1 protein-coding gene is annotated in these 593 nt (G+C 45.9%); it reads right to left on the reverse strand.

The window, feature by feature from the left end:
- A partial coding sequence (locus tag WG89_RS28995; protein ID WP_479686502.1) for a transposase occupies positions 1–233 on the reverse strand: 233 nt, incomplete at its 3' end.
- Between the last annotated feature and the right edge of the window lie 360 nt (positions 234–593).

The following is a 593-nucleotide window of genomic DNA, read 5'->3' on the forward strand; positions in this document are numbered from 1 at the left end:
CTGGAAAAGACACCGGKTGCATAGCCATAAAACAGTAGTGAAACCATCATGGCAGGATGCCAGCCTTTTGATCCTGTGCCTCGATAAGAATTGATCAGTGGAGACAGGTCGAGCTGGTCAACAACATCCACCACAAAGCGAGCCATATGACCTTCTGGAAGATAATCCTGGATGCTGGCAGGGAAAAGGTCGGGAGTGTTTCGGTCGACCGGTTTGAACTTCCACTTATTCATAGTGCTTTGAGTGTTACTGGTACTGGAATCAGGATTTTACCTGTTTTGCTGGTTAAGTCCGACAGGCTCCTAGAGTAGTTCATCCGCATGGAAGCCAAGCAGTACCAGCCACTAGGGAAGGTGTGAAGAAGTCCATCAATCCTTTGAGCATGTTCTAAAACACAATTCTTAGAACTAAAAGCGAGGATAGGGTCGCTCATTATCTACTTTTCAGCCGGTTTTCTCGGCTGATAGGCAGATTAACCCCTACGTAGCATTTGATCCAATCTAACCACATTAGCCAGAGCAAAAAGAGTGGCCAGTTTATTGTCATTTTTCCCGATGCCTCGATACGCTGTTTTTACAAATCCAAACTGGCAC

It is taken from the genome of Endozoicomonas arenosclerae (assembly GCF_001562015.1).
GTDB lineage: Bacteria > Pseudomonadota > Gammaproteobacteria > Pseudomonadales > Endozoicomonadaceae > Endozoicomonas_A > Endozoicomonas_A arenosclerae.